The 20,176-nt window shown below is 65.4% G+C and carries 20 protein-coding genes and 1 pseudogene; 18 read left to right on the plus strand and 3 right to left on the minus strand.

The window, feature by feature from the left end:
• Positions 1-104: 104 nt before the first annotated feature.
• Complete coding sequence (locus H295_RS0106335) at positions 105-578, minus strand: lamin tail domain-containing protein (RefSeq protein ID WP_020134497.1); 474 nt, start codon at positions 576-578, stop codon at positions 105-107.
• A 545-nt stretch (positions 579-1,123) separates the two neighbouring features.
• Between H295_RS0106335 and H295_RS0106340 the strand changes: the two genes are divergently transcribed.
• From H295_RS0106340 to H295_RS47130, 10 genes and pseudogenes are all read left to right on the plus strand, one after another.
• Positions 1,124-1,441 (plus strand): hypothetical protein, encoded by a 318-nt coding sequence (locus tag H295_RS0106340; RefSeq protein ID WP_020134498.1) that lies wholly within the window; start codon positions 1,124-1,126, stop codon positions 1,439-1,441.
• A 190-nt stretch (positions 1,442-1,631) separates the two neighbouring features.
• A complete protein-coding gene (locus H295_RS0106345; RefSeq protein ID WP_020134499.1) occupies positions 1,632-2,234 on the plus strand; it encodes a hypothetical protein in 603 nt (200 codons plus the stop codon).
• A 1,178-nt stretch (positions 2,235-3,412) separates the two neighbouring features.
• A complete protein-coding gene (locus tag H295_RS0106350) occupies positions 3,413-4,681 on the plus strand; it encodes a DUF4041 domain-containing protein (protein ID WP_020134500.1) in 1,269 nt (422 codons plus the stop codon).
• 269 nt (positions 4,682-4,950) lie between these two features.
• Positions 4,951-5,337 (plus strand): annotated as a pseudogene (locus tag H295_RS47820) (replication initiator); the annotation flags it as partial.
• Positions 5,334-5,522, plus strand: coding sequence for a helix-turn-helix domain-containing protein (locus H295_RS0106360; RefSeq protein WP_020134501.1), 189 nt, complete (start codon positions 5,334-5,336; stop codon positions 5,520-5,522). The pseudogene H295_RS47820 and the gene H295_RS0106360, both read left to right, overlap by 4 nt.
• Complete coding sequence (locus H295_RS0106365; protein WP_020134502.1) at positions 5,522-6,688, plus strand: site-specific integrase; 1,167 nt, start codon at positions 5,522-5,524, stop codon at positions 6,686-6,688. The genes H295_RS0106360 and H295_RS0106365 overlap by 1 nt, the downstream gene beginning before the upstream one ends.
• A gap of 1,411 nt (positions 6,689-8,099) precedes the next feature.
• Positions 8,100-8,903, plus strand: a complete 804-nt coding sequence (locus tag H295_RS45270; RefSeq protein ID WP_158691023.1) for a hypothetical protein — start codon at positions 8,100-8,102, stop codon at positions 8,901-8,903.
• Positions 8,900-10,843 carry an NACHT domain-containing protein gene (locus H295_RS45275; RefSeq protein ID WP_158691024.1) on the plus strand — a complete coding sequence of 648 codons (1,944 nt, stop codon included), beginning with the start codon at positions 8,900-8,902 and terminating at the stop codon, positions 10,841-10,843. Before H295_RS45270 ends, H295_RS45275 begins: the two co-directional genes overlap by 4 nt.
• Complete coding sequence (locus H295_RS48710) at positions 10,840-11,235, plus strand: cytidine deaminase (RefSeq protein WP_158691025.1); 396 nt, start codon at positions 10,840-10,842, stop codon at positions 11,233-11,235. Before H295_RS45275 ends, H295_RS48710 begins: the two co-directional genes overlap by 4 nt.
• A 56-nt stretch (positions 11,236-11,291) precedes the next feature.
• Entirely contained in the window at positions 11,292-11,813 is a 522-nt protein-coding gene (locus H295_RS47130; protein ID WP_063741182.1) for a hypothetical protein, read from the plus strand.
• An 87-nt stretch (positions 11,814-11,900) separates the two neighbouring features.
• On the opposite strand, the gene H295_RS0106370 is transcribed toward H295_RS47130, so the two are convergent.
• Positions 11,901-13,151 carry a hypothetical protein gene (locus H295_RS0106370; protein ID WP_020134503.1) on the minus strand — a complete coding sequence of 417 codons (1,251 nt, stop codon included), beginning with the start codon at positions 13,149-13,151 and terminating at the stop codon, positions 11,901-11,903.
• 158 nt (positions 13,152-13,309) lie between these two features.
• Positions 13,310-13,681 carry a GntR family transcriptional regulator gene (locus H295_RS0106375; RefSeq protein ID WP_063741184.1) on the minus strand — a complete coding sequence of 124 codons (372 nt, stop codon included), beginning with the start codon at positions 13,679-13,681 and terminating at the stop codon, positions 13,310-13,312.
• Positions 13,682-14,170: 489 nt separating this feature from the next.
• Here H295_RS0106375 and H295_RS0106380 point away from each other — a divergent pair, with 489 nt between their 5' ends.
• The 8 genes from H295_RS0106380 (at position 14,171) to H295_RS0106415 (ending at position 20,153) form a co-directional block, all read left to right on the plus strand.
• A complete protein-coding gene (locus H295_RS0106380) occupies positions 14,171-14,944 on the plus strand; it encodes a DUF4097 family beta strand repeat-containing protein (protein ID WP_020134505.1) in 774 nt (257 codons plus the stop codon).
• A 158-nt stretch (positions 14,945-15,102) separates the two neighbouring features.
• Positions 15,103-15,393 (plus strand): hypothetical protein, encoded by a 291-nt coding sequence (locus H295_RS0106385; protein ID WP_020134506.1) that lies wholly within the window; start codon positions 15,103-15,105, stop codon positions 15,391-15,393.
• A complete protein-coding gene (locus tag H295_RS0106390; RefSeq protein ID WP_028809110.1) occupies positions 15,390-16,385 on the plus strand; it encodes a DUF2637 domain-containing protein in 996 nt (331 codons plus the stop codon). The genes H295_RS0106385 and H295_RS0106390 overlap by 4 nt, the downstream gene beginning before the upstream one ends.
• Complete coding sequence (locus H295_RS0106395; protein ID WP_020134508.1) at positions 16,385-16,756, plus strand: RRQRL motif-containing zinc-binding protein; 372 nt, start codon at positions 16,385-16,387, stop codon at positions 16,754-16,756. Before H295_RS0106390 ends, H295_RS0106395 begins: the two co-directional genes overlap by 1 nt.
• A 90-nt stretch (positions 16,757-16,846) precedes the next feature.
• Positions 16,847-19,072 carry a cell division protein FtsK gene (locus tag H295_RS0106400; protein ID WP_020134509.1) on the plus strand — a complete coding sequence of 742 codons (2,226 nt, stop codon included), beginning with the start codon at positions 16,847-16,849 and terminating at the stop codon, positions 19,070-19,072.
• A 141-nt stretch (positions 19,073-19,213) separates the two neighbouring features.
• Positions 19,214-19,471: a hypothetical protein gene (locus H295_RS0106405; RefSeq protein ID WP_028809111.1), complete on the plus strand. Its 258-nt coding sequence runs from the start codon at positions 19,214-19,216 to the stop codon at positions 19,469-19,471.
• Positions 19,472-19,484: 13 nt separating this feature from the next.
• On the plus strand, positions 19,485-19,679 hold the full coding sequence (locus H295_RS0106410) for a hypothetical protein (RefSeq protein WP_020134511.1): 195 nt from the start codon (positions 19,485-19,487) through the stop codon (positions 19,677-19,679).
• 12 nt (positions 19,680-19,691) lie between these two features.
• The gene (locus H295_RS0106415) at positions 19,692-20,153 is read left to right on the plus strand and encodes a hypothetical protein (RefSeq protein ID WP_020134512.1); all 462 of its coding nucleotides are present in this window, start codon (positions 19,692-19,694) and stop codon (positions 20,151-20,153) included.
• Positions 20,154-20,176: the final 23 nt, after the last annotated feature.

Genomic DNA, 20,176 nt, shown 5'->3' on the forward strand with positions numbered 1-20,176 from the left:
GGGCTCAGCGCATGGCCCGGCAGGACGTACCGGCAGGACGTACCTGCTGGACCGCGCCCCTACGCCCTCGTCGTCACGTCATGCCGCGGGCGGGCAGAGAGGGGTCAGTGGTGGTGGTGACCACCGTGGTGGTGGCGGCCGCCCCAGGAGGCGGCGTCGATGAAGCGGTCGTGGTCGTTGCGCAGGGTGGCGGTGTCGGAGTAGTTGTCCCACACGTAGTTGTGGCGGTCCATGTACAGGTCGCTGTCGGTGTCGCGACCCTCGCCGGTGTGGATGCGGACGGTGGCGCGGCCCTCAAGGCGGTAGTGGTCGAAGGTGTAGGTGCGGCCGTCCTTGTTCTTCAGGGTCCAGCCGTCGAGGTTGACGGTGTGGCGGGTGGTGTTGGTGAGCTCCACCCACTCCTTGTTCAGCGAGCGCCGCGAGCGGTCCTCGGGGCCGGGGGAGTCGTACTGGACCGCGCTGATCTCCACCTTCGGCCGGTCGGGCCGGGCGTGGTCGGCCGCCGACGCCGGCAGCGCCACCGCCCCGACGATCGCGGCGGCCGCGAGAGCGGCGGCGGACAGACGACGGGCGGTCACCGTGGAAGAAGACACAAAGGCCCCCAGGCTGTACGGGCACCTGGCCGACTCCGGCCCCGGCCGTATGACCGGGCGGAACGGGCTGGTGCGGTGTGTGCGGGTGGCGGCCGGCTTGGCCGCGCATCCACACCATGGCCCCGCCGTGCAGGTTGTGAACGCGATACGGGCGCTCCGTTACCGTTCGCCCATGTTGTCGTGACTCTCGCCTGTAACGTCCATTCATGCGCCGTATGCGCGAAGTTGACGTCCCGCCACGCGAACACGCCGTACGGGGCTTGCCCGCCCGCCGCGATCGCCAGGACGCGCCACCCCGGCAGCCGCACCACCCGCCACCCGAAAGTGCGTAACAGCCTCCGGCCTCTCCCGGCGCCGTTCCCTACGGGCGGCTGGTCACGCGCAGCCGACGTGCGCTGCTGTGCTGGTCGGAGAAGACGATGAGCCGCCGAAGACGCCGTCGGCGTGATGTCATCAGGCAGCCGCAACCGCCGATGGGCACGGACGGCTCTCCCTACGCACATCCACCCGCAGCCCGCGAGGAGACCGACATGACCATCGCGCTGGATCACCACACGACGCAGACCTTCGTCGACCCCTACGCCGCCGACCCGGCACAGAACGCCTGGCCCCCGGCCGTAGCCTCGGCAGGGCAGGACATGGACTACCTGCTCCCGCCGCCCAACCCCTCCGAGCGCCTCAACACCCTCATCGCCCCTCGCGACCACCGCCGTCTGGCCCTGCACGCCGCGCTGACCACCGCCGGCATCCCCCCGCGCCCCGAGGACCGCGACGCCATCGACCAGCTCAGCGCCCTGCCCGCCAGCATCAACACCACCCTGCAACGCTGGCTGAACCACACGTCGTGAAATGGAGATGCTGACCAAGCGGCCGACACTGTTCCCGGTGCGGCTCCTACGGTGGTCGAACTCCTCTTTGGGGTGAGCGTGAGTGCGAAGATCGTAGGATCACGTCCGCACTTCCTCGACGTCCTCTGGAACGGAGGCTCTCGCACAACTCGGGTGACTGCGGGCCTCAATTGGCTCTAGCGTTGCCGCCGTGATCAGCAGCGAGGGAGTACGTCTGGGCGCGGAAGCCGCCCGCCGCCTGGCAGAGACGGGGCTCTACGAGTTCGAGCCGGGGCTGACGGACGCCGAGTTCGCCCGTATCGAGAGCGAGTACGGCTTCGAGTTCGCAGACGATCACCGAGCGTTCCTTGCAGCCGGCCTACCGGTCAACGTTCCTCCCGAGGACGGGCAGACCTGGTCCAAGCCCTGGCCGGAGTGGAGGGGCGGCGACCTGGACAGCTTGAGTCGACAGCTCGCCTGGCCGGTCGAGGGTGTCCTCCTCAGCGTCGAGCACAGCGCGTTCTGGTGGGATGGCTGGGGCGAGCGTCCGTCGGATGGGGCGACGGCACTGGATACGGCAGCGCGTCATTTGAAGGCGGCGCCGGTGCTGGTGCCTGTGTACGCCCACCGATACCTGCCGGCCGGGCGGGGAAGCTTCGGTCATCCGGTGCTCTCGATGTGGCAGACCGATGTCATCCACTACGGGCTGGACCTGGCCGACTACGTGCCCCGGGAATTCGACGAGGCACGCGGCGACGTCGACGAGGACTGGAACCCGAGGGCAACGGTCCCCTTCTGGCGAGACCTCCTCTGACTCTGCTCCTGGACCGAGCAACGCGTGCCATCAGCTTGGGAAGCTGCGGGCATTTGCAGCCGATTCGAGCGTTGACCTGGGCGAATAGGTGGTGCGTGGCCTCGTCGGGCTCGACTGCTTTCACTGTGGCTCCCCGCTGGTCCCCGCTCGATCTGGTGCGGTTGTGGCGCGGCGTCCTGAGCGCTGCCGTACAGATGCGATCGTCAGAGAAGGCGCCACTCCCAGCACCACGGCTCCCAACGGCCGGTTGGAGCCACCACGTTCCCGACCGCGCGTTGACGATCACTTGTTGACCTCAGCGATGCACTTGGTACCCGGGCATGAGCAGCAGAGGACGGTCCAGCTCGTAAATGGGCCTCGAAGCCGTAGCCGGTCTGGCACAGCACCCATGTCGTCCTCGGAGGAGTACGCCCCGGTGTGATGGATCATCACCCCGTTCACGGGCCCCAGTTGCCGTGCTGGTCGCGGTTATGGGTGCGCAAGGATCCGTGTTCGACAACGCCGAGTCGTTCTTGAGATCGGACAGGCACTTGTCCGCGCACAGAGGGGTGGCCATCCTCGCTTCACCTTCACCCGGTGCGTCAGGGGCGGTCGGCCGTGCCCGGGGTCGCCGGATCGGTCCCTCGAGGACGAAGTGCCGGCGGAGGGTCGCCCTGGCAGAGGCCGGAGTCCAACGGCTCCCTGCGGCTTACCCACCTCGTCAGATCTGCTGCCAGGAGGGCCAAAAACAGGAGATGGCAGGACGAAGGTCCACAAGGCCGAGTACGTTCGACTCGGCCCGCTGGCTGCCGGACGGCATCGGGGATACGCCGGCCGTCTCTCGCCCTCGCGACAGGAGTCGTTGCCCCATGACCTACCGGTTCAACCCGCCGCCCACCTGGCCCGCCCCGCCGGAGGGGTGGAGCCCGCCACCGGGCTGGGAACCGGACCCCGCATGGCCCACACCCCCAGGCTGGGAGATCTGGATCCCGGAGGGGGCCGCGCCGCAACCGAGCGCACCCGTTCCCCAGCAGTCCTCCTACGGTCCTCACGCGACGGTCCCGGCCACAGGTGGGGGCCTGTTCGGCCGACGCCGCAAGCAAGCGGAGTCCGAGGCGGCGCGTCTGGCGGGCGAGCTGGCGCTGATGGAAACACAGGTACTCGGGCTACAGGAGGACAACCGTCACCTGACGGAGCAATTGAGTCGGGTCATCGGAGCCGACAGCGCGCAGATCGCTGCCGAGCAGCAGCGGCTGCGCCGCGCGCACGAGGAGAAGCTCCAAGAGATCGGACGGATCGACGCTCTGCTCGACGAGAAGATAGAGCACGCCGCCGAGAGCGCCGCGCAGTCCCTGGTCGACGTGCGCCGCCAAGCCGACGACATGGCTCGCCAGACGGCGGAGGCTGAACAGCGTCTCACGGCCGCGCGCCGGGATCTGGTGCTCACCGACGAGATGCGGATGCTGCAGGAAGCCGGCATCTACGAGTACCGTCATCCGCTCGCCGACGCGCTCGCCTACAAGGGCCGGCTCGACGGTCTCAAGGCGCGCTACAAGCAGTTGGCGAAGGACGACCGGGCCGTGCTCGGAAACCAGTACTGGATGGTGGACGGTTCAGCGGCCAAGGGTCGCAAGATGGTCCGTGACTTCTCCAAGCTGATGCTGCGCGCGTACAACGCCGAAGCGGACAACGCGGTGCGCGGCATGAAGCCGCACCGGCTCGACTCGCTGATCGACCGGCTCGGCAAGACACGGGAGTCAATCGCCCGGCTCGGCGCCACCATGCAGATCCGCATCGGCGATGACTACCACCTGCTGCGGGTGCAGGAGTTGGAGCTGACGGCCGACTACCTGGTGAGGAAGGAGACTGAGCGGGAGGAGCAGCGGGAGCTACGCGCCCAGCAGCGCGAGGAGGAGCGCCTGCAGCGCGAGATCGAGCGCGAGCGTCAGCGGCTGGAGAAGGAACGCAGTCACTACGAGAGCGCCCTGCGCCGCCTGCGCTCCGGCACGGGCGATGCGGCCTCCATCGCGGAACTCGAAGGGAAGCTCGCCGAACTGGGCGCCGAACTGGAGGCGGTCGAGGCTCGCGAGGCCAACATCCGGGCCGGATACGTCTACGTCATCTCCAATGTCGGAGCGTTCGGCGAACGCATGGTCAAGATCGGTATGACCCGGCGCCTCGATCCCATGGACCGCGTCATCGAACTCGGGGACGCGTCTGTCCCCTTCCGCTTCGACGTACACGCCCTGATCTTCAGCGAGGACGCCGTCGGCCTGGAACGCCGCCTGCACCAGGAGTTCGAGTCCCGCCGCGTCAACCGGGTCAACCTCCGCCGGGAGTTCTTCTACGTCACACCGGCAGAGGTACGCGACGCCCTGCAGCGGCTCGCCGGACAGCACCTCCTGGAGTTCCAGGACGCGCCCGAGGCCCCTGAATGGAGGGCCAGCCAGACCGCGGCTGGGCACTGACGACGGTGTGTCCAGACGGCAGGCGGCGCCATCCAGGCTGACCCAGGTGACCTTGGCGGTACTTCCCGCCGAGAGGCGAGCGGCCACATCTCCGGCTGGGGTGATCGCTAGCCACACGGACACCCACACCTTGCTGATGCCCCGGTCCGAGCGCGAGGTCGCCGACGTCTCCTGTCGCGCCGGCGCCCCGCAAGCAGGGGGGACGGCCGACAACCCCCCTGCACCAGAGGAGCCTTTGGAGCCCGAGTCGAAGGCTCTGTACCTGGTAAATCCGCTTCCTCGCCGAACTGGCCCAAGCTCGGATCACGGATCATGCGAGGCGCATGATCCGTACCGCACGGTCCCTTGGCGCGCGCCGTGAGCTGGCAGACCTCAGGCTCCGTGCCTGGGCCCACATGCTCGGCTTCCGTGGCCACTTTTCCACCAAATCCCGCCGCTACTCGACCACGCTCGGGGCACTCCGTGAGGCCCGTGCCGAGTGGCGCCGTGCCCAAGCAATAGCAGCCAGCAACGGCACCTCCGAAGTTTCGGAGGTGGAATCGACCCTTGTCCTCGCCCACTGGGTCTTCGCCGGAACTGGCCTCATCGCCGCCGAGACCTGGCTAACTGCCTCCCTTGCACCCGCCCTCGGAACGGAAGGAGGGCCCACCACATGACTGAGGGGGCGCCCGAACTGCTCACCGTTCCGGAGGTCATGACCCGGCTCAAGCTCGGCCGCACCAAGGTCTACGACCTCATCCGCACCCGCCGCCTGGTCTCCATCAAGGTCGACGGATGCCGCCGCATCCCCGACACCGCCGTACGCGCCTTCATCCGGGGCCAGATGGGAGAGGCGGCCTGATGACGAAGCGTCGTAGCCGCGGTGATGGCGGCCTGCACTGGGACGAGAAGAGACAGCGTTGGATCGCCACGGCGAACCTCGGCTTTGATCCGAGCGGCAAGCGGATCGTGAAGCGGGGGAGCGGCAAGACCAAGACGGAGGCGAAGAATCAGCTCAAGGAGGTGTTGCGGGACCACGAAGACGGCCTTGCCATCGCCCCGACCAACTACACGGTCAAGGACGCGGTGAAGGACTGGCTCACCTACGGCCTGGCCGGCCTCGACCCCAGCACCGTCGAGACCACCACCCTGATGAGCGAGAAGCACGTCATCCCGTCACTCGGCGCTCGCAAGCTCCGCGACCTCAGCGCGGAGGACGTTGACCGCTGGCTGGCCACCAAGGCGAAGACGCTCAGCACACGCACTCTCCAGGGCCTCCACTCTTGCCTGAATCGTGCGGTCAAGCGGGCCATGGCGCGAGACAAGGTGAAGCGCAACGTCGTCGAACTGTGCTCGGTCCCTCAGGGGCAGGCCGGGCGGCCGTCCAAGGCGCTCACCTTCTCCCAAGCTGAGGCCGTGCTGAAGGGGGCTGAAGGGACCTCGATGTACGCCTACATCGTCCTCGCGTTGTTGACGGGCGCCCGCACCGAGGAACTGCGCGCCCTCACCTGGGACCACGTCTTCCTGAAAGGGCGACCCGACATGGACCCGCCCCAACCTCCCCACATCGCCGTCTGGCGATCAGTCCGGCGCACTGGAGACACCAAGACGCGGAAGTCCAGGCGCACCCTCGCCCTGCCGGCGCGCTGCATCGAAGCTCTCTGGCAGCAGTTCGAAGATCAGGGCTGGGATCGGCTCGCCGCTGACGAGAAGTGGGAGGAACACGGGCTCGTCTTCTCCTCGGCCGTGGGCAAGCCACTCGACGCAGCGAACGTCCGCCGCGCCTTCCGCCAGGCGCTCAAGGACGTCGACGGTGTCAACGCCGACGAGTGGACACCCCGGGAGCTCCGGCACAGCTTCGTGTCTCTGCTCTCCGACCGTGGCGTCCCGCTGGAGGAGATCTCCCGGCTCGTCGGACACTCCGGTACGGCTGTGACAGAGGAGGTCTATCGGAAGCAGATCCGGCCCGTGATCCAGACAGGGGCGAAAGCGATGGATCAAATCTTCCAGAGACGCAAGGGCCAATAGGGAGTCAGCAGGTGTGGGCGGCGGTCGTTGGTGACCGCCGCCCACACCTGTTCGTGGTCTCGTGGGCCATTAGGTGTTATGTCTGTCGTCTCCGTTACCTCCGCGCAAAAGGTCTCGCAGATCTCGGACAGCCTTAATCACGGGAGCGAATGCTCCTAGCAGTCCTGGCAGAAGGAGGAGGAAGAGCGTCACGACGCCGAAGAGGCTAAGTAGCCACAAATTGACGCTGTCGTCCCAAGCCACTGGCCATGTTCCCTTTCTGGATGACACAGCCAGACTGGGCATTAGAGCAGGCTCAGCCCGACCGTGTTCGCGGTCGAGGTGAGTTCTGCCAGCGCCAGAAGATCACAACAGGTACAGGGGGCTGCCGGTGTGGTGGCACCCACACCAGCGACTCTCACGGAGGGGGCTGGGTGATTCGCGGAACCTCGGCAGCGCGGCGCCGGACGAACCTCGAAAGACACCCGTCGCGGCCGACCTAGTCGGTCAGACGCTCGCGAACTACCCAGCTAGCCTCTCCTGGTAGCCGGTGGCCGACCTGGTCGGTCAGACGCCTGAGTCCCTGGAACGTGAGGGCATCACACTAGCGCCATGCGTGCCTCAGCGGGACACGAACTTTCAAGGCACACGCCCTGATGAGGGGCGCATAGTCACGCAGTTAGTCACGCGACGCATCAGGGGCCTGATCCACTCTCGCGGATCAGGCCCCTGACCTGGTACTTCACTGTCGGGGTGGCGGGATTTGAACCCACGACCTCTTCGTCCCGAATAAGGTCCGGGCAAGATCGATACCTGCTCTCGGGAGCGTTCGCGCAGGTCAGAGGGTTGGTGTGGGTTGGCATTGCAGGGTGGCTGAGAGGGCATGGGAGAAGATCTTCTCCCAGATTTCTCCCACTCCTTGGGGCGCAGCCCCGATCCCCCGCGTGTACGACCGCAGGCGTAGATCGCATACAAGATCGATCTGACGCTGCCAACCACAACGCCGATGCCGAACACCACAATCGTCCCTCGCGGTCGGGGAGAACGACCGGTGGAGGCGGGGTCACTCTTGCCTCGACTCGTTTCGCGATGTCTGTGAGCGATCTGGTCCCCTGCTTGAGCCTGGCCGGCCGTCTGAGTGTTGTCACGCTGTTGCAGACCGGCCGTGGCTGCGTGCCGCGCGTAGGCACATGTAGCGCCCCAAGGGCGCACGCAAGTGAGGATCGGTGCAACGCTTCGCGAGCGGGGTGACAGGCCGTCAGTCTCTCGGGCTGCGGCAGCAATGAGGGCGCCGTCAGTTTCCCTTGCTCTCCCCAGCATCTGCCGGCCCAAGTAACATCAACACCCACGGCGCGCAAGCGTCGTTCTGTGCCAGGCCGGGACTCAGGGGGGCGCTGTGCCATTTACGAGAGGCCGACGCGGTCATGCACGTGTGGCGGTTCTGACTGCTGTACAGGAAGAGAGTGAATCCTTCAGAAGTATTGGAGGGCTCACGCAACGCATTGACGGAAGTCCTTACTACATCTCGCCTGAAAGCAACCCGGAACTTCCAGACGTCATCCACCGGGAGATCGACAGGAACAATATCCAGTCTGGCGAGAAAGTGCGAGACGTAATTGAGCACTGGCAGCCTGAGCTGTTGGTCCTGAGTGGGATTGCGGGTGGTATCAGCGGTCATGCAGAAGTTTCTGTCGGTGATGTAATCATCCCGCCGTACATCCACTATTGCTCGTTCGCCAAACTAAGCAACTACGGGGCCCGGCGACGTTACATTCCATTTGACTATCCGTCGATCAATCTGCACCAGGATTATGTAGCCCCTTTAAGGGATGACCGTTCCTGGATCACTGAGTCGCTCAGGAGCTCTCTGCCTGATGGTTGGGAACCCACAGTGCATATAGAGAGCCTTGTGGCTGGTGACAAGATTTATGGTGATCCAAATTCCGAGGAACAGCAGCGGATCGTGCATGAGTATGACGAAGCCGTTGCAGTCGACATGGAGTCGGTCGGACTCTGTCGGGGGGTAGCCGCGTCTAGGAATAACCCCCAATACAACCCGCGCCTCTTGATCGTCCGAAGCGTGTCAGACATAATCGATGATCCGCACAATGACGAAACGCGCAAGGTGTGGCGACCGCACGCCTGTGCAATCGCGAGCACCTTCACATGGCGAGTTGTCACCGATATTGTAGCTATGGAACCAGATCCTCGGCGCACCCCGGAGGCTGCAGCATGACCGCGATCGAGAACGAAGCGGCTGCCCGGGAGCGTATGAGGTCGGAAGCGGAGCAGATCTTTACCGCGATGGGAGGCGATCGCACGCCTTTCAATCTGAATATCGCTTTCCCTGAATCCTATGATGAGCTTATCTCTGGCCAATGGGAAGATGTGACTCCCGAAAGGGAACTTGCGCGGGTCGCCATAGAGCGCGGCAGAGTTCTTCTTTCCGCAGAGGCGGGGAGCGGTAAGACGCATGTCCTTGCCCGAACTGGCATTTCCGTGACCAGAAGCAGCGAAGACATCATCCCTATCTGGTTGCCTTTGAGGGATCTTCCGTCCGCTATGCGTAGCGCTGAGCCTGAGTCTTTCGTTCAGGCCCTGATTAGCTTGAGCACACCCTCACTAAAGCCAGTATTGACAAGCTCCGCACGCGCTCCAAGGCTCCTCGTTCTGGCCGATGGCCTGAATGAGATCCCTCGTGAGATTTCGCAGCCCGCGTTGGACGCCCTAGACGAACTTGCTCGGCGCTATCCTTTCATCAGTGTCATTGTGAGTGAGCGTTTGGTTAGACGCCCCGTTGCTCTCGATCGTTGGAAACTTGCAACAGTGCTTCCTCTGTCCGAGGAACAGGTAGCCGAAATTTGGGAAGCAACACAAAAGGACCGCACTCCATCACCCGATGCCGCAAAGTTGTTGAGTAATCCATTCTTCCTCGATAAGGCGACTGCATTTGATCTTGTTGAGGGCAGCGCAGCAAAGGTGATCGAGGCTTACTTCTCCAAGCTAGCCAATGTAAGGAAGGAGGGCCTCGATAGGCTCAGTAAAGTCTGCTATGAGTCTTACTCCCGCGAGCGTGGGATGCTTATTCCTCGGTCAGACTTTGTCGCGCAGGTCGATCTTTCCCTCTATCGATCGCTGGAAGGGGCAGAGCTTGTCCGTGCGAGCGAGACCTTTGTTTGGTTTTCTCACCATCTATTCCATGACTACCTTGCGTCACGATATCTCGTTCAACACAAGATGCTGTGGGGGCCAGACGCTTTTGATGTAGTGACGACCGGCGCAGCGTCGTTTGACTCCCTACGTCTTGCAGTGGACCAGATTCACGACCCCGTAGTAGCCGATGACTTCGTGCGGATGGTCTATAACTGGAACTACTTTGGCGCCGCCTATTCTCTGGTTCCTGGGCGCGTCACAAGCGAGATGCAAGTAGCACTTCTTGCGATGCTCGCAGATAAGCGTTGGGACCCCGTAGCGGCGACTGTCGAAGCGGTGACGGATGCCTTGAGATTGAATAGCACTAAAACGGCGAAAGCTATGCTAGGGGCCCCGACGAGAGATCGATTGTTCGATGTCGTGGAAGAATTTCCCTCGTTGAATCCCTCCTTCATTCGATGGAGGACTATTTTCACGATTGGGGATGGAGAATATGTCGGTCCTGACATAGTCCAGAGCCTAGCGTCGGATGATCCGATCGAAGCTTGGACGCTGGCCAATGTCTTGCGAAGGTGCAGACTTACGGCAGCAGGAGAGAGGAAGCTCGTCGATATCGCCCGTAGCGAATCATCGGTCACACGGTGGCGTGCGGTACACGTGCTGGGTTTACACCCAAGCTCCGAGACTGCCCGCGTGGTGCAGACTCTAATGTTCGATAGCGATAAGTGGGTGAGGTATGGAGCAGTTAGAGCTCTCATCGAAGTCGCTTCCAACACGCACGATCTAGGGTTGCGGGAAGCCATCGTCTCGTGGCTTGAGGAACAGCTCTCCTCTAAAAAACTGGATGAGAAAATGCTCTATGAACTCGGTCGAGTGCTCAACGTACGTCCACAGCCGGCTAGCTGGCCAGAATCGGTCGCACCCCTCGTTCAGCAACTTGCCAGCATGTCACGTAATTCTTTCCAGCAGGATAGGTGGAACACGTTGATGGCCAGCATCTCTTCCGGTCAGGCGTCCAGGTGACCGGGCTGACTGAGCAGCAGCGTGCTGCTCTCTCTCAGGCAGCCTGGGAAGCCCGCTCACGCGCGCGGGTTCACGGTCCCACACCTGTTGGTTGTGGCGCCTTGGCGGACGATGGGCGCATTTTCCAAGGTTGCAACATTGAGCACAGGTTTAGGTCTCATGACATTCATGCTGAGACAAATGCAATTTCCACACTGGTCGGAGCCGGCGCTCGCAAGTTGGTAGCTGTCCTTATCGCGGCCGAAAGGGAGCGGTTTACCCCCTGCGGGGGCTGTATGGACTGGATTTTCGAGATAGGGGGGGATGACTGTCTCGTCATAAGCGAAAAGAGGCCTGGTGAAGTTAACCATGAGCTTCAAGCCATCGAACTGATGCCGTTTTACCCCCATTGATCTGACGGTTCCGTTACTAGCGTGAGAGTGGCTGGCAGACTGCAGTGAGTGAAGACATGCTGAAAGTCGAGTATGAGCGACTCAAAGAAGAACAAGTGCGCCGGATCGGATTCCGCGACAATCTGATCTATGTAGCTCTCGGCGTGGCTGGCGCTATCTTCGCCTTCTATTTCGGCAAAGAGGAGCGCCAGTACGTGCTCCTTATTCCGCCGTTCGCGCTGTCGGTATTGGGCTGGACCTATCTCGTCAATGATGAAAAGATCTCATCTATTGGCAGATATATACGCGAACGCTTGTTGCCTGATATCAGGAGTCGCAGCGGTAGTAGCGCGACGACCCTTGGATGGGAGAGCTATCACAGGTCAGACAGTAATCGCGTCTGGCGGAAAATCGCTCAGAGTGTAGTCGACATCGGCACTTTCTGTCTGCCGTCGGCAGTCTCTCTGGCGATTTTCTTTGGAAAAGGTGATGCGGGCACTTCCGGGTGGCTTTTGGGCTCATGCGAAGCTCTGGCGGTAATTGCACTAATTGGAGCATTCGTGCATATCTCTGACTACTCTCGCGACAACACTCCGTGACTTAACGTGCAGAGTTGTGCGTTCGAGTACGAGATTTCGCAAACCCCAAATCGAAACTCAGGATTGCGCCAATTGGCCAATTGAGACTCATTGGTTAGGTAGAAATCCAGGCTTCTCCTGTCCTAGGGCCTGGAGCCTCGCCAGATAGTCTTGGGCCGCGGGTTCCGAGGCATACCGGCGCCTCATTTCGGCAGCAAGCTCCCGGCTGGTCATGATGAGCGACGGCACCGACTGCCGGTCCCCTTCGAGGGCGCGTTCGCCCATGACCAGTGCCTGTTCCAAGTCGCCCTCACGTGCAGCCGTGACGCCCAGCGTGACGCGAGCTTCAGCGTTACGCATCGGCGAGCGGTCGGTGCCGTCGAAGTCCGTTCCTACCCTCAGCACCTCCTCGGCGAGCGTGCGCGCGAGCTTGTCCTCGCCGACCAGGCGGTAACAGTCCATCGCGTAGAAGTCGAACTTGGCAGGGTCTACCACGAAGTGGTTGTCCAGGTTCTCGGGGTGCGGCATCGCTTCGAGCATTCGCCGCCCCTTGTCCAAGGTGACCTCGACCTGCCGGCGGTCTCCGAGCCGCGCCCATGCCTTGGCTTCTTGGGCAGCGAGTTGCACGGCCACGCCGTGGTGCGCCGCCGTCTCGGCTCCGGCCCGCGCGGCCGCGATGACGCCGCGGTAGTCGCCGGTGGTGAGGGCGAACCATGCCCGCATCTCGTGCGCCCACCCGGCAACCTCTGCATGGTCTGCCTCGGTCGCGAGGGAGAGCGCGGCCTGTCGCGTCGACTCGGCCGCGTGGCGGTCGCCCGTGTCGTACTCGACACATCCGACCAGTAGGGCGAGCCAGCCGGACAGCGCGAGAACTTCGCGGTGTTGCGCGAGCGTGAGGCTTTTCGAATGAAGTTCGACGACACGGCGAAGCCACTGCCGTCCCTCAACGAGAAGCTGCTCGCTCGGCATGAACGGGTATTCCGAGGCGAGTCGGTCCGTCGTGATCCGCAGAGCGTCAAGCGTGGCGTTGTCGACGTCGGACCGGTTGAGACGGCTCACGATCTCCAGTGTCTCCATGCCGGACGCTGCCAAGATCTCCTTGTCTCCGTCCCGCCGTGAGGGCGCAGGGAAGAGCGCGTGCGTCACGGTGCCGAACGTGGCCGCGATGATCGGTTGGTAGAAGTCGTTCGGTGCCTGGCCCGACTCCCAGCGCTTCCACTGGCGAATCATGCTCTCTTCCGCGGGCAGCTCCGTGGGAGCGTGCGCGCGCAGGGCCCTGACTGCGTCACGCTGCGACCAGTCGCGCGCCATCCGCTCAGCCGCGATACGCCGCGCCCATGCGGGCCTGTTGTCGGTCATGCGCCCTCCTCCGAGTGCCTGCTCCGAGTCTCGCGCGCGAGCCGGGGGGACAGGGAAGGTGACAGGCCGGTGTCACCGGACATGTCCCCTGCTCCGTTCTTCCGTCCCCTGGCTGTCACTTACCTCTCAACTCCCGTTCCGCGCATGCTGGTTGCAGATCACGCACCACCCGGCACGGAGCGGCTTTCGAGCGCTTCGAGCCTGCCGCGAAGTTCCGAGACTTGGGAGGTGAGATGTTCGAGCTGACGCAGGACTTCGGGAAGGTCGACGTCTGCGTCGTCTTCGGTGGCTTGCTGTGGATCACGGGCGTAGCTGCCGCGCGAGGTGGTCAGGATGAGCCCATCCTCGCGAAGGATCGTGAGGGCTCGCTGCACCGTCATTCCCGAGATCTTGAACCGTGTGGCCAAGTCTCGCACGGAGCCCACATGGGCCCCCGGCTTGATGTCGCCACGCAGGATCTCTTGCCGCAGGATGTCGGCCGCCTGCTCGGACTCCGGTCTGGGGTCGTCTTTCGAGATTTCAGCGCTCATCACGCCATCGAGCGTACCCACCCCTAGTACGGCCTAGCACGAATCTCCGCGACCCTCTTGCGCCGTGCTACGTACTAGTACATGCTGTTACACGTCAGTACGGCGAATCCGGAAGGGCTCGGCCGGCTGTGTCTGAAAGTGCTTGGCCTGCAAGACCCGCACGACCAGGAGCCCCGCATCGGACGGGGGGAGGCGACCCGGCGCCTTGGCATTAACCGGAGGGCTTAGACCGAAAGGTCACGTCTCCATACGCCTACTTCGAGGCCGGACAGCTCTACCTGATACGGGAGCGCGGTCGCGATGAAGGAGACATGCACTACCGCCTCGATGGTCGTACGAGCCGTTCGACTCGGTTCGGGGGCGCCGCCCCGCCGCATCGCGGCATGAGGGCTTCGCGGTACGGCCGCCGTCTCACCACTTCAATGCCGCGGCCGTCCCGCTCCTTCGCTCATCCCGTGCTCCACTCCAACAAGCCTTGGGAGCTTGACCATGACTGAGCGCACCTTCGTCTCCGAGGCCTCCGGCCCCATCATGCTGGGCCTGTCGCTGCCGGTCGGCAGCGTCCGCGTTCAGGTCCTCGACAGCTTGATCACCGCCCGCGTCGTGCTGCGTACCGACGACGCCACCGGACCCGCGGCCGACGCCATCAACCGCGCCCGCAGCATGCAGAGCGGGCAGGCGTTCGGCATGGAGGTGCCGGAGATGCCCGGCAATGTGATGGTGCATAGCCGGCGCGGCAACCGCATCGTGCAGAACGTCGGCACGGTCTACGGTTCGGTGACCGGCTTGACCATCGTCAACGGTCGCGTCATCACCGGCGGCACGAACACCATGCCGACCGTCAGCCCGATCGAGGCCACGGTGTGCCTGCCCCCGCACTCCTCCCTCGCGGTCGTCTCCCAGTCTGCCGACGCGGAGGTCTTCGGCTATGTCGACCGGATGGAGTTCCGTTCCGTGTCTGGCAGCGTCGACGCCGATGGCGTCCGGGAACTGCGCGCCAACACCACCTCCGGCGACATCCACGCCGGGCGCGTCACCGAGCTGATCAGCGCACAGTCGGTCTCCGGTGACATCGAGGTCGACCTGTACGACGGTCGCGGCGCGACCCTGGGCACTACCTCGGGGGACATCAGGGTGCAGGCGACTGATGGCGCTGCCGGGCCCGTCAGTGCCAACAGCGTCTCCGGTGACGTGCGTATCTCCGGCGCCCGGCACCTGAACGTGTCCGCCAACACCGTCTCCGGCCGCGTCCGCAACGGCTGACCCAGCACCACTGCCCCGATGGTCGTAGACCGGGTTCGACTCCTGGTCGGGGCACTTTGCCCTGCCGTGCTGCGGCTCGGGTTCTTCCGGAGTTGTCGCCGTCTCACCAAACGCCTGCGGCTCTTCGGCTCTGTGTCCCTCCCACTTCAGGAGCAGTCATGCGTACGTACATCGGCCACCAACAGGCCATCTCTGCCGCGGACTTCGCGGAGCTGGCGCTCGGTACCCCGGTTGAGCTGTGGCTTGGGGTCGAGGGAGAGACGGACGAAGAGCGCGCGGCCCGTGAGGACGCGGCGCGCGACATCCTCGCCGACGACCCGAACCTTCCCGACGACCTGATCCGCATCGCCGCGCAGGTCATCGAGGAGAATCCGGACCTGTTCGACGTCATCCCCCTGACCCGCCCCGCCCGGCGCCGCCGCGCGGCACGCAAGGGGGCAGCGGCATGACCACCAACCCTGCTCCCGAGGCGCCTGCGTCCGGAGTGCCGCCGCTGACGAAGCCGGAGATGGGACTCGCCGGAGTTGGCGCGCTCGCTGCGGCCGGCGTCGGCGCGCTCGGTCTGATCTCTTCGTTTGACGCTGTGTCGGCCGCCGCTGCCCGATGGGGCTTCCACGTTCCGTGGATGCTGCCGGTCGGGATCGATGTGGCCATCCCGGTGTTCACCGTCGCCAACCTGCTGTTGATCCGGATGGACATGGCGCTCGCGTGGGTGCGGTTCGTGCCGTGGGTGCTCACCCTGATCACCTGCGGGCTGAACGTCGCCGCGGGACAGGGCATGTGGGCCAAGGTCGCCCACGGCACGATGCCGCTGCTGTGGGTGGTGTTCTCCGAGATCGGCGCGCACATCTACGCCGTGAGGATCGGCGCTGCCACCGGCCGCCGCATGGAGAAAATCCGGTTCTCCCGCTGGCTGCTTGCCTTCCCCTCTACATTCGCGCTGTGGCGCCGCATGACGCTGTGGGAGATCACCTCCTACTCCGATGCCTTGGCGCGCGAGAAGGAACGGCAGTTGGCCCGCGCGGACCTGCGCGAGCGCTACGGCCGTAAGTGGCGCTCGAAGACCCCGCGGCGCGAGCGCGTGATGCTGCGGATGGGCGACCTGGCCCCCGCTGCCGAGCAGGAGACGCCCGCGCCGCCCCCGGCAGACAATCCGCTGGCACCGGTCGACGCCAAGCGGCGCCCTCGTCGCCGGACCCTCGCCAAGGGCAAGGCCAAGACACAGCGCACCTTCGAGGAGGCGCTGACCGAGGCGCGCACGGTCACAGCAGAGTGGTCCGAGGCGGAGCTGACCGCGGACCGTCTGCGCACCACGCTGCATGTCTCGCAGGCCAACGCCCGCAAGCTGCGGGAGCAGTTGAAGGCCGAGCGCGCCGACGGTCGTCCGCTGCACTCCGTGGACGACGCGGAGGGCGACGGCACGACGGCTGAGGCTGCCTGATGTTCGCCAAGTGCTTCGACCCGACCGGCGCGAGGCACGGACTGCCCACCTACCCGTGGCGCTATGCCCCCGACGGACTCGCTACCAAACGGCAGTTACGGGCCCGCGGCTTACGGCCCGGTGGGCAGTCCATCGCGGCGCAGATCATGCGCCCGCGCTACCGGCGCGGCCCACTGGTCGCCTACCTCTACCGCGTCGACCGCGCCAAGCCCGTCCGGCCGATGACGCCGGGCAAGTGGGCCGCGCTCGCCAAGGCGAACCGTGCCCGCCGCACGTGCCCCGCCTGCCGACAGGACGCCGGATACGTCATCCCCACGTCGCTCGGCATGTGCGTGCCCTGCGCCTACCCCGAGGAACAGCGCACCGCCTGACCTGCACATCACGATCCGGCGGGGCCCGTCCGCCCACCTCCTACAGCGACGGCCGGACCCCGCCTTTCCTCCCCTTGGAAGGGACTTTCAGTGAAGCACCCCGACGACGACAACGAACTGTTCAACCGACTCGAAGCGGAGATGAGCGCCGACTCCGGGGGTGAGGTAGTCGACCTAGACAAGGCGCGGTCGGCCCGTACCGAGTCGGCCGACCCGGCTGCTCGACCCGACTCCGACCCGTCGGCCGACTCCGAGACCGGTCGGTCGGGTGCCGAGTCGGGCGACCCGACCGCGCGCGTGATGGTCGACCTGCCGACCCCGACGGCCGCCGGTCCGGGCTACCTCGGTCGGCTGCTCGGTGCCCAGCGCCGTGCGGTCGTTCCCGTGTGGCTGCGGTCGGTGGCGGAACTGCGGACTGCCACGGCGTGGGTGGCCCGTCACTACGCCCACGCTGCCGGGTATCACGCGCTGCGTGCCCCGGTCTACGCCGCCCAGCTCGCCCTGCAAGCCCCGGCCGCCGCCGCCCGATTCGTGGGCGGCACGATGCGATGGGTGGCTGACCGTGAGGGCGAACCGGTCCGACTCGCCGCGGTCCGGCGTGAGGACGCCGCGGAGTACCTGAAGCTGTCGCGGCAGCGCGATGGACGGGTCCGACTGCGCACCCTCGTTGCCGTGCTCGCCATGTTCGTCGGACTCGGCTCCGCGCTAGCCATCTACGTGCTCGCCCCCGACTGGCTTCAGGCGGTGTCGGTGAGCGCGGTCGTGATGGCGCTCGGGTTCGCCGGACAGCAGGCGGATGCCCCGGTCATCCACCGCGCGGTGGAACTGCCCAAGGCGGTCAAGCTCACCAGCGACATCGTGCTGCGGGCGCTGGGTGCTCTCGGCATCCCCGCCATCAACCAGGCGCAGGCCAAGGGGCGCGATGGGTTCGAGTTCACCGCCCCGATCACCCGTGACGGTCCCGGTTGGCGTGCGGAGGGCAACCTCCCGTACGGCGTCACGGTGACCGACGTCATCGAGCGTCGCGACCGGCTCGCTTCCGGCCTGCGCCGCCCGCTCGGGTGCGTGTGGCCCGAGGCGGTCCCGGATGAGCACACCGGTCACCTCGTGCTGTGGGTGGGGGATCAGGACATGTCCCGCGCCAAACAGCCCAAGTGGCCGCTGCTCAAGTCGGGTTCGGTGGACCTGTTCAAGCCGGTCGCCTACGGCACTGACCAGCGTGGACGCTGGGTTGAGGCGACGCTGATGTACATCGCGGGCGTCATCGGCGCCATCCCGCGCATGGGCAAGACCTTCCTGCTCAGGCTGCTGCTGCTCATCGCTGCGCTGGACCCCCGCGCGGAGCTGCACACCTACGACATGAAGGGCACCGGCGACCTGGACCCGGTCGGTGACGCCGTCTCCCACCGCCACGCCGCGGGCGACGATGACGAGTCCATCGAGTACTGCCTGAACGACTTCCGGGCACTGCGCGAGGAACTGCGGCGCCGCACCAAGGTGATCCGCTCGCTTCCGCGGGATGTCTGCCCGGAGTCGAAGGTGACCAGCACTCTCGCCGACAAGCGCTCCCTGGGTCTGCACCCGATCGTGATCGGAGTGGATGAGTGCCAGGTTCTGTTCGAGCACCCCGAGCACGCCAAGGAGTTCGAGGAGATCGCAACCGACCTGGTCAAGCGCGGTCCGGCCACCGGCATCGTGCTGCTGCTCGCCACGCAGCGCCCGGACGCCAAGGCGCTGCCCACCGGCATCAGCGCGAACGCGTCGGCGCGTTGGTGCCTGAAGGTCATGGGTCAGCTCGAGAACGACATGGTGCTCGGCACGTCCGCGTACAAGCGGGGCGTGCGCGCGACCATGTTCGCCTGGGGTGACAAGGGCATTCACTACTTCGTCGGTGAAGGCTCGGACGCCAGGATCGTGCGCGCTATCTACGTCGACGGCCGTGCCGCCGAAGACGTCGGCGCCCGCGCTCGCCGTCTGCGTGAGGAAGCGGGCACGCTGTCCGGGCACGCGCTCGGGGAGGCACCCGAGCCTGTCACCAGCGCGTATGACCTGCTGCGCGACATTCTCGCCGTTGTGCCGGCCGATGAGCCCAAGGTGTGGTCCGAGACCGTCGTCGCCCGACTCGCAGAGCTGCGCGAGGAGGTCTACGACGGCTGGGACCCCGAGGGACTGGCCGCGGCCCTGAAGCCGCACGGCGTCTCCACGATCCAGGTGGGCCGCCGGGTCAAGGGCAAGGTCGTCAACCGGCGCGGCATCGACCGCTCCCACATCGTCACGGCGATTGCGGAGCGTGATGGAAAGCGAGACGCGGGCTGAGGATCCGTGGCCGCTAGCGCTAGCGGCACATCCCGCTAACGTTAGCGGCCCCGCTAGCGCCCCAAACCCGCTCTGATCAGGCCGCTAGCGGATAGCGGCCCACCTGCGGAAACCCCTGAAACCCGCTTGGGAGGGCCCGTCATGACCCCTGTCCTGCTCGCTATCACCCTGATTCTAGACGTAACGCTGTGTTACGTCGCCGTGTGCGCTGCCTCGCCATTCGGTAACTGCCGCAAGTGCAACGGCTGGGGCTTCGCGATGAAGACCGACCGCAAGGGGCGCATGAAGCGCGGCAAGGACTGCCGCCGCTGCAAGGCCACCGGCAAGCGCATACGCGTCGGCCGCTGGCTCTACAACCGCTGGGCCCGCATCTACCGCGCGGGCACCGACACCCCCTGACCGGAAGGCTCCGATGATCCTGAACATCTCCGCCGTGCTGCTGTTCGGCGCGGCGTCCGCCCTCGCCGTCAAGACCAAGTCCGCCGGAGGAGGTTCGGCCATCGTGCTGTTCCTCTTCGGGTTCTTCGTCGCCGGGACCGGCGCGTACGAGCCCATCCACAACCTCGTGCAGGCGTCCGCCGACGCCCTGTCCGCCCTCGGGAACTGAAGGAGGCTCGCTGTGTACGAGCACACCAACCTCGTGCCCGGCCGCCGTGAGGCGACCGTGGAAGTCCACCGGCCCACTCCGCTCGCTCCGGTGCCGTCGGCGCCGGTCGTACCGGTACAGCCGGGCGCCATCCCGTCGGTGACGAGTGTCGTCCTGTCGGACGGTCGCGTCGTCACCGGCTACGCCCTCGAACCCGCCAAGCCCGAACCCGTCGCGGCCAAGCCGCCCGTCTCCCGCGCGGCGGTGAACATCGCCCTCGGGGGCATCGGATTCGGTGCCGTCTGCGGCGGACTGTTCCTGCTGACCGCGTTCATCACCGCGCTGACCGCGCTCATCACTCAGCTCATTACCCTCGCCGCCGTCATTTTTGGCGGCTGGGTCGCCATACAGGTCTTCAGCGCGAGCGGCCACGGCAGCGGGACCACGGTCAACATCCGCAAGGCCGTCTTCAAGCGCAACCACTTCCACGGCTAGCTACGCCCGAGGCGGGCGCCGTC

The organism is Streptomyces sp. 351MFTsu5.1 (genome assembly GCF_000383655.1).
GTDB lineage: Bacteria > Actinomycetota > Actinomycetes > Streptomycetales > Streptomycetaceae > Streptomyces > Streptomyces griseorubiginosus.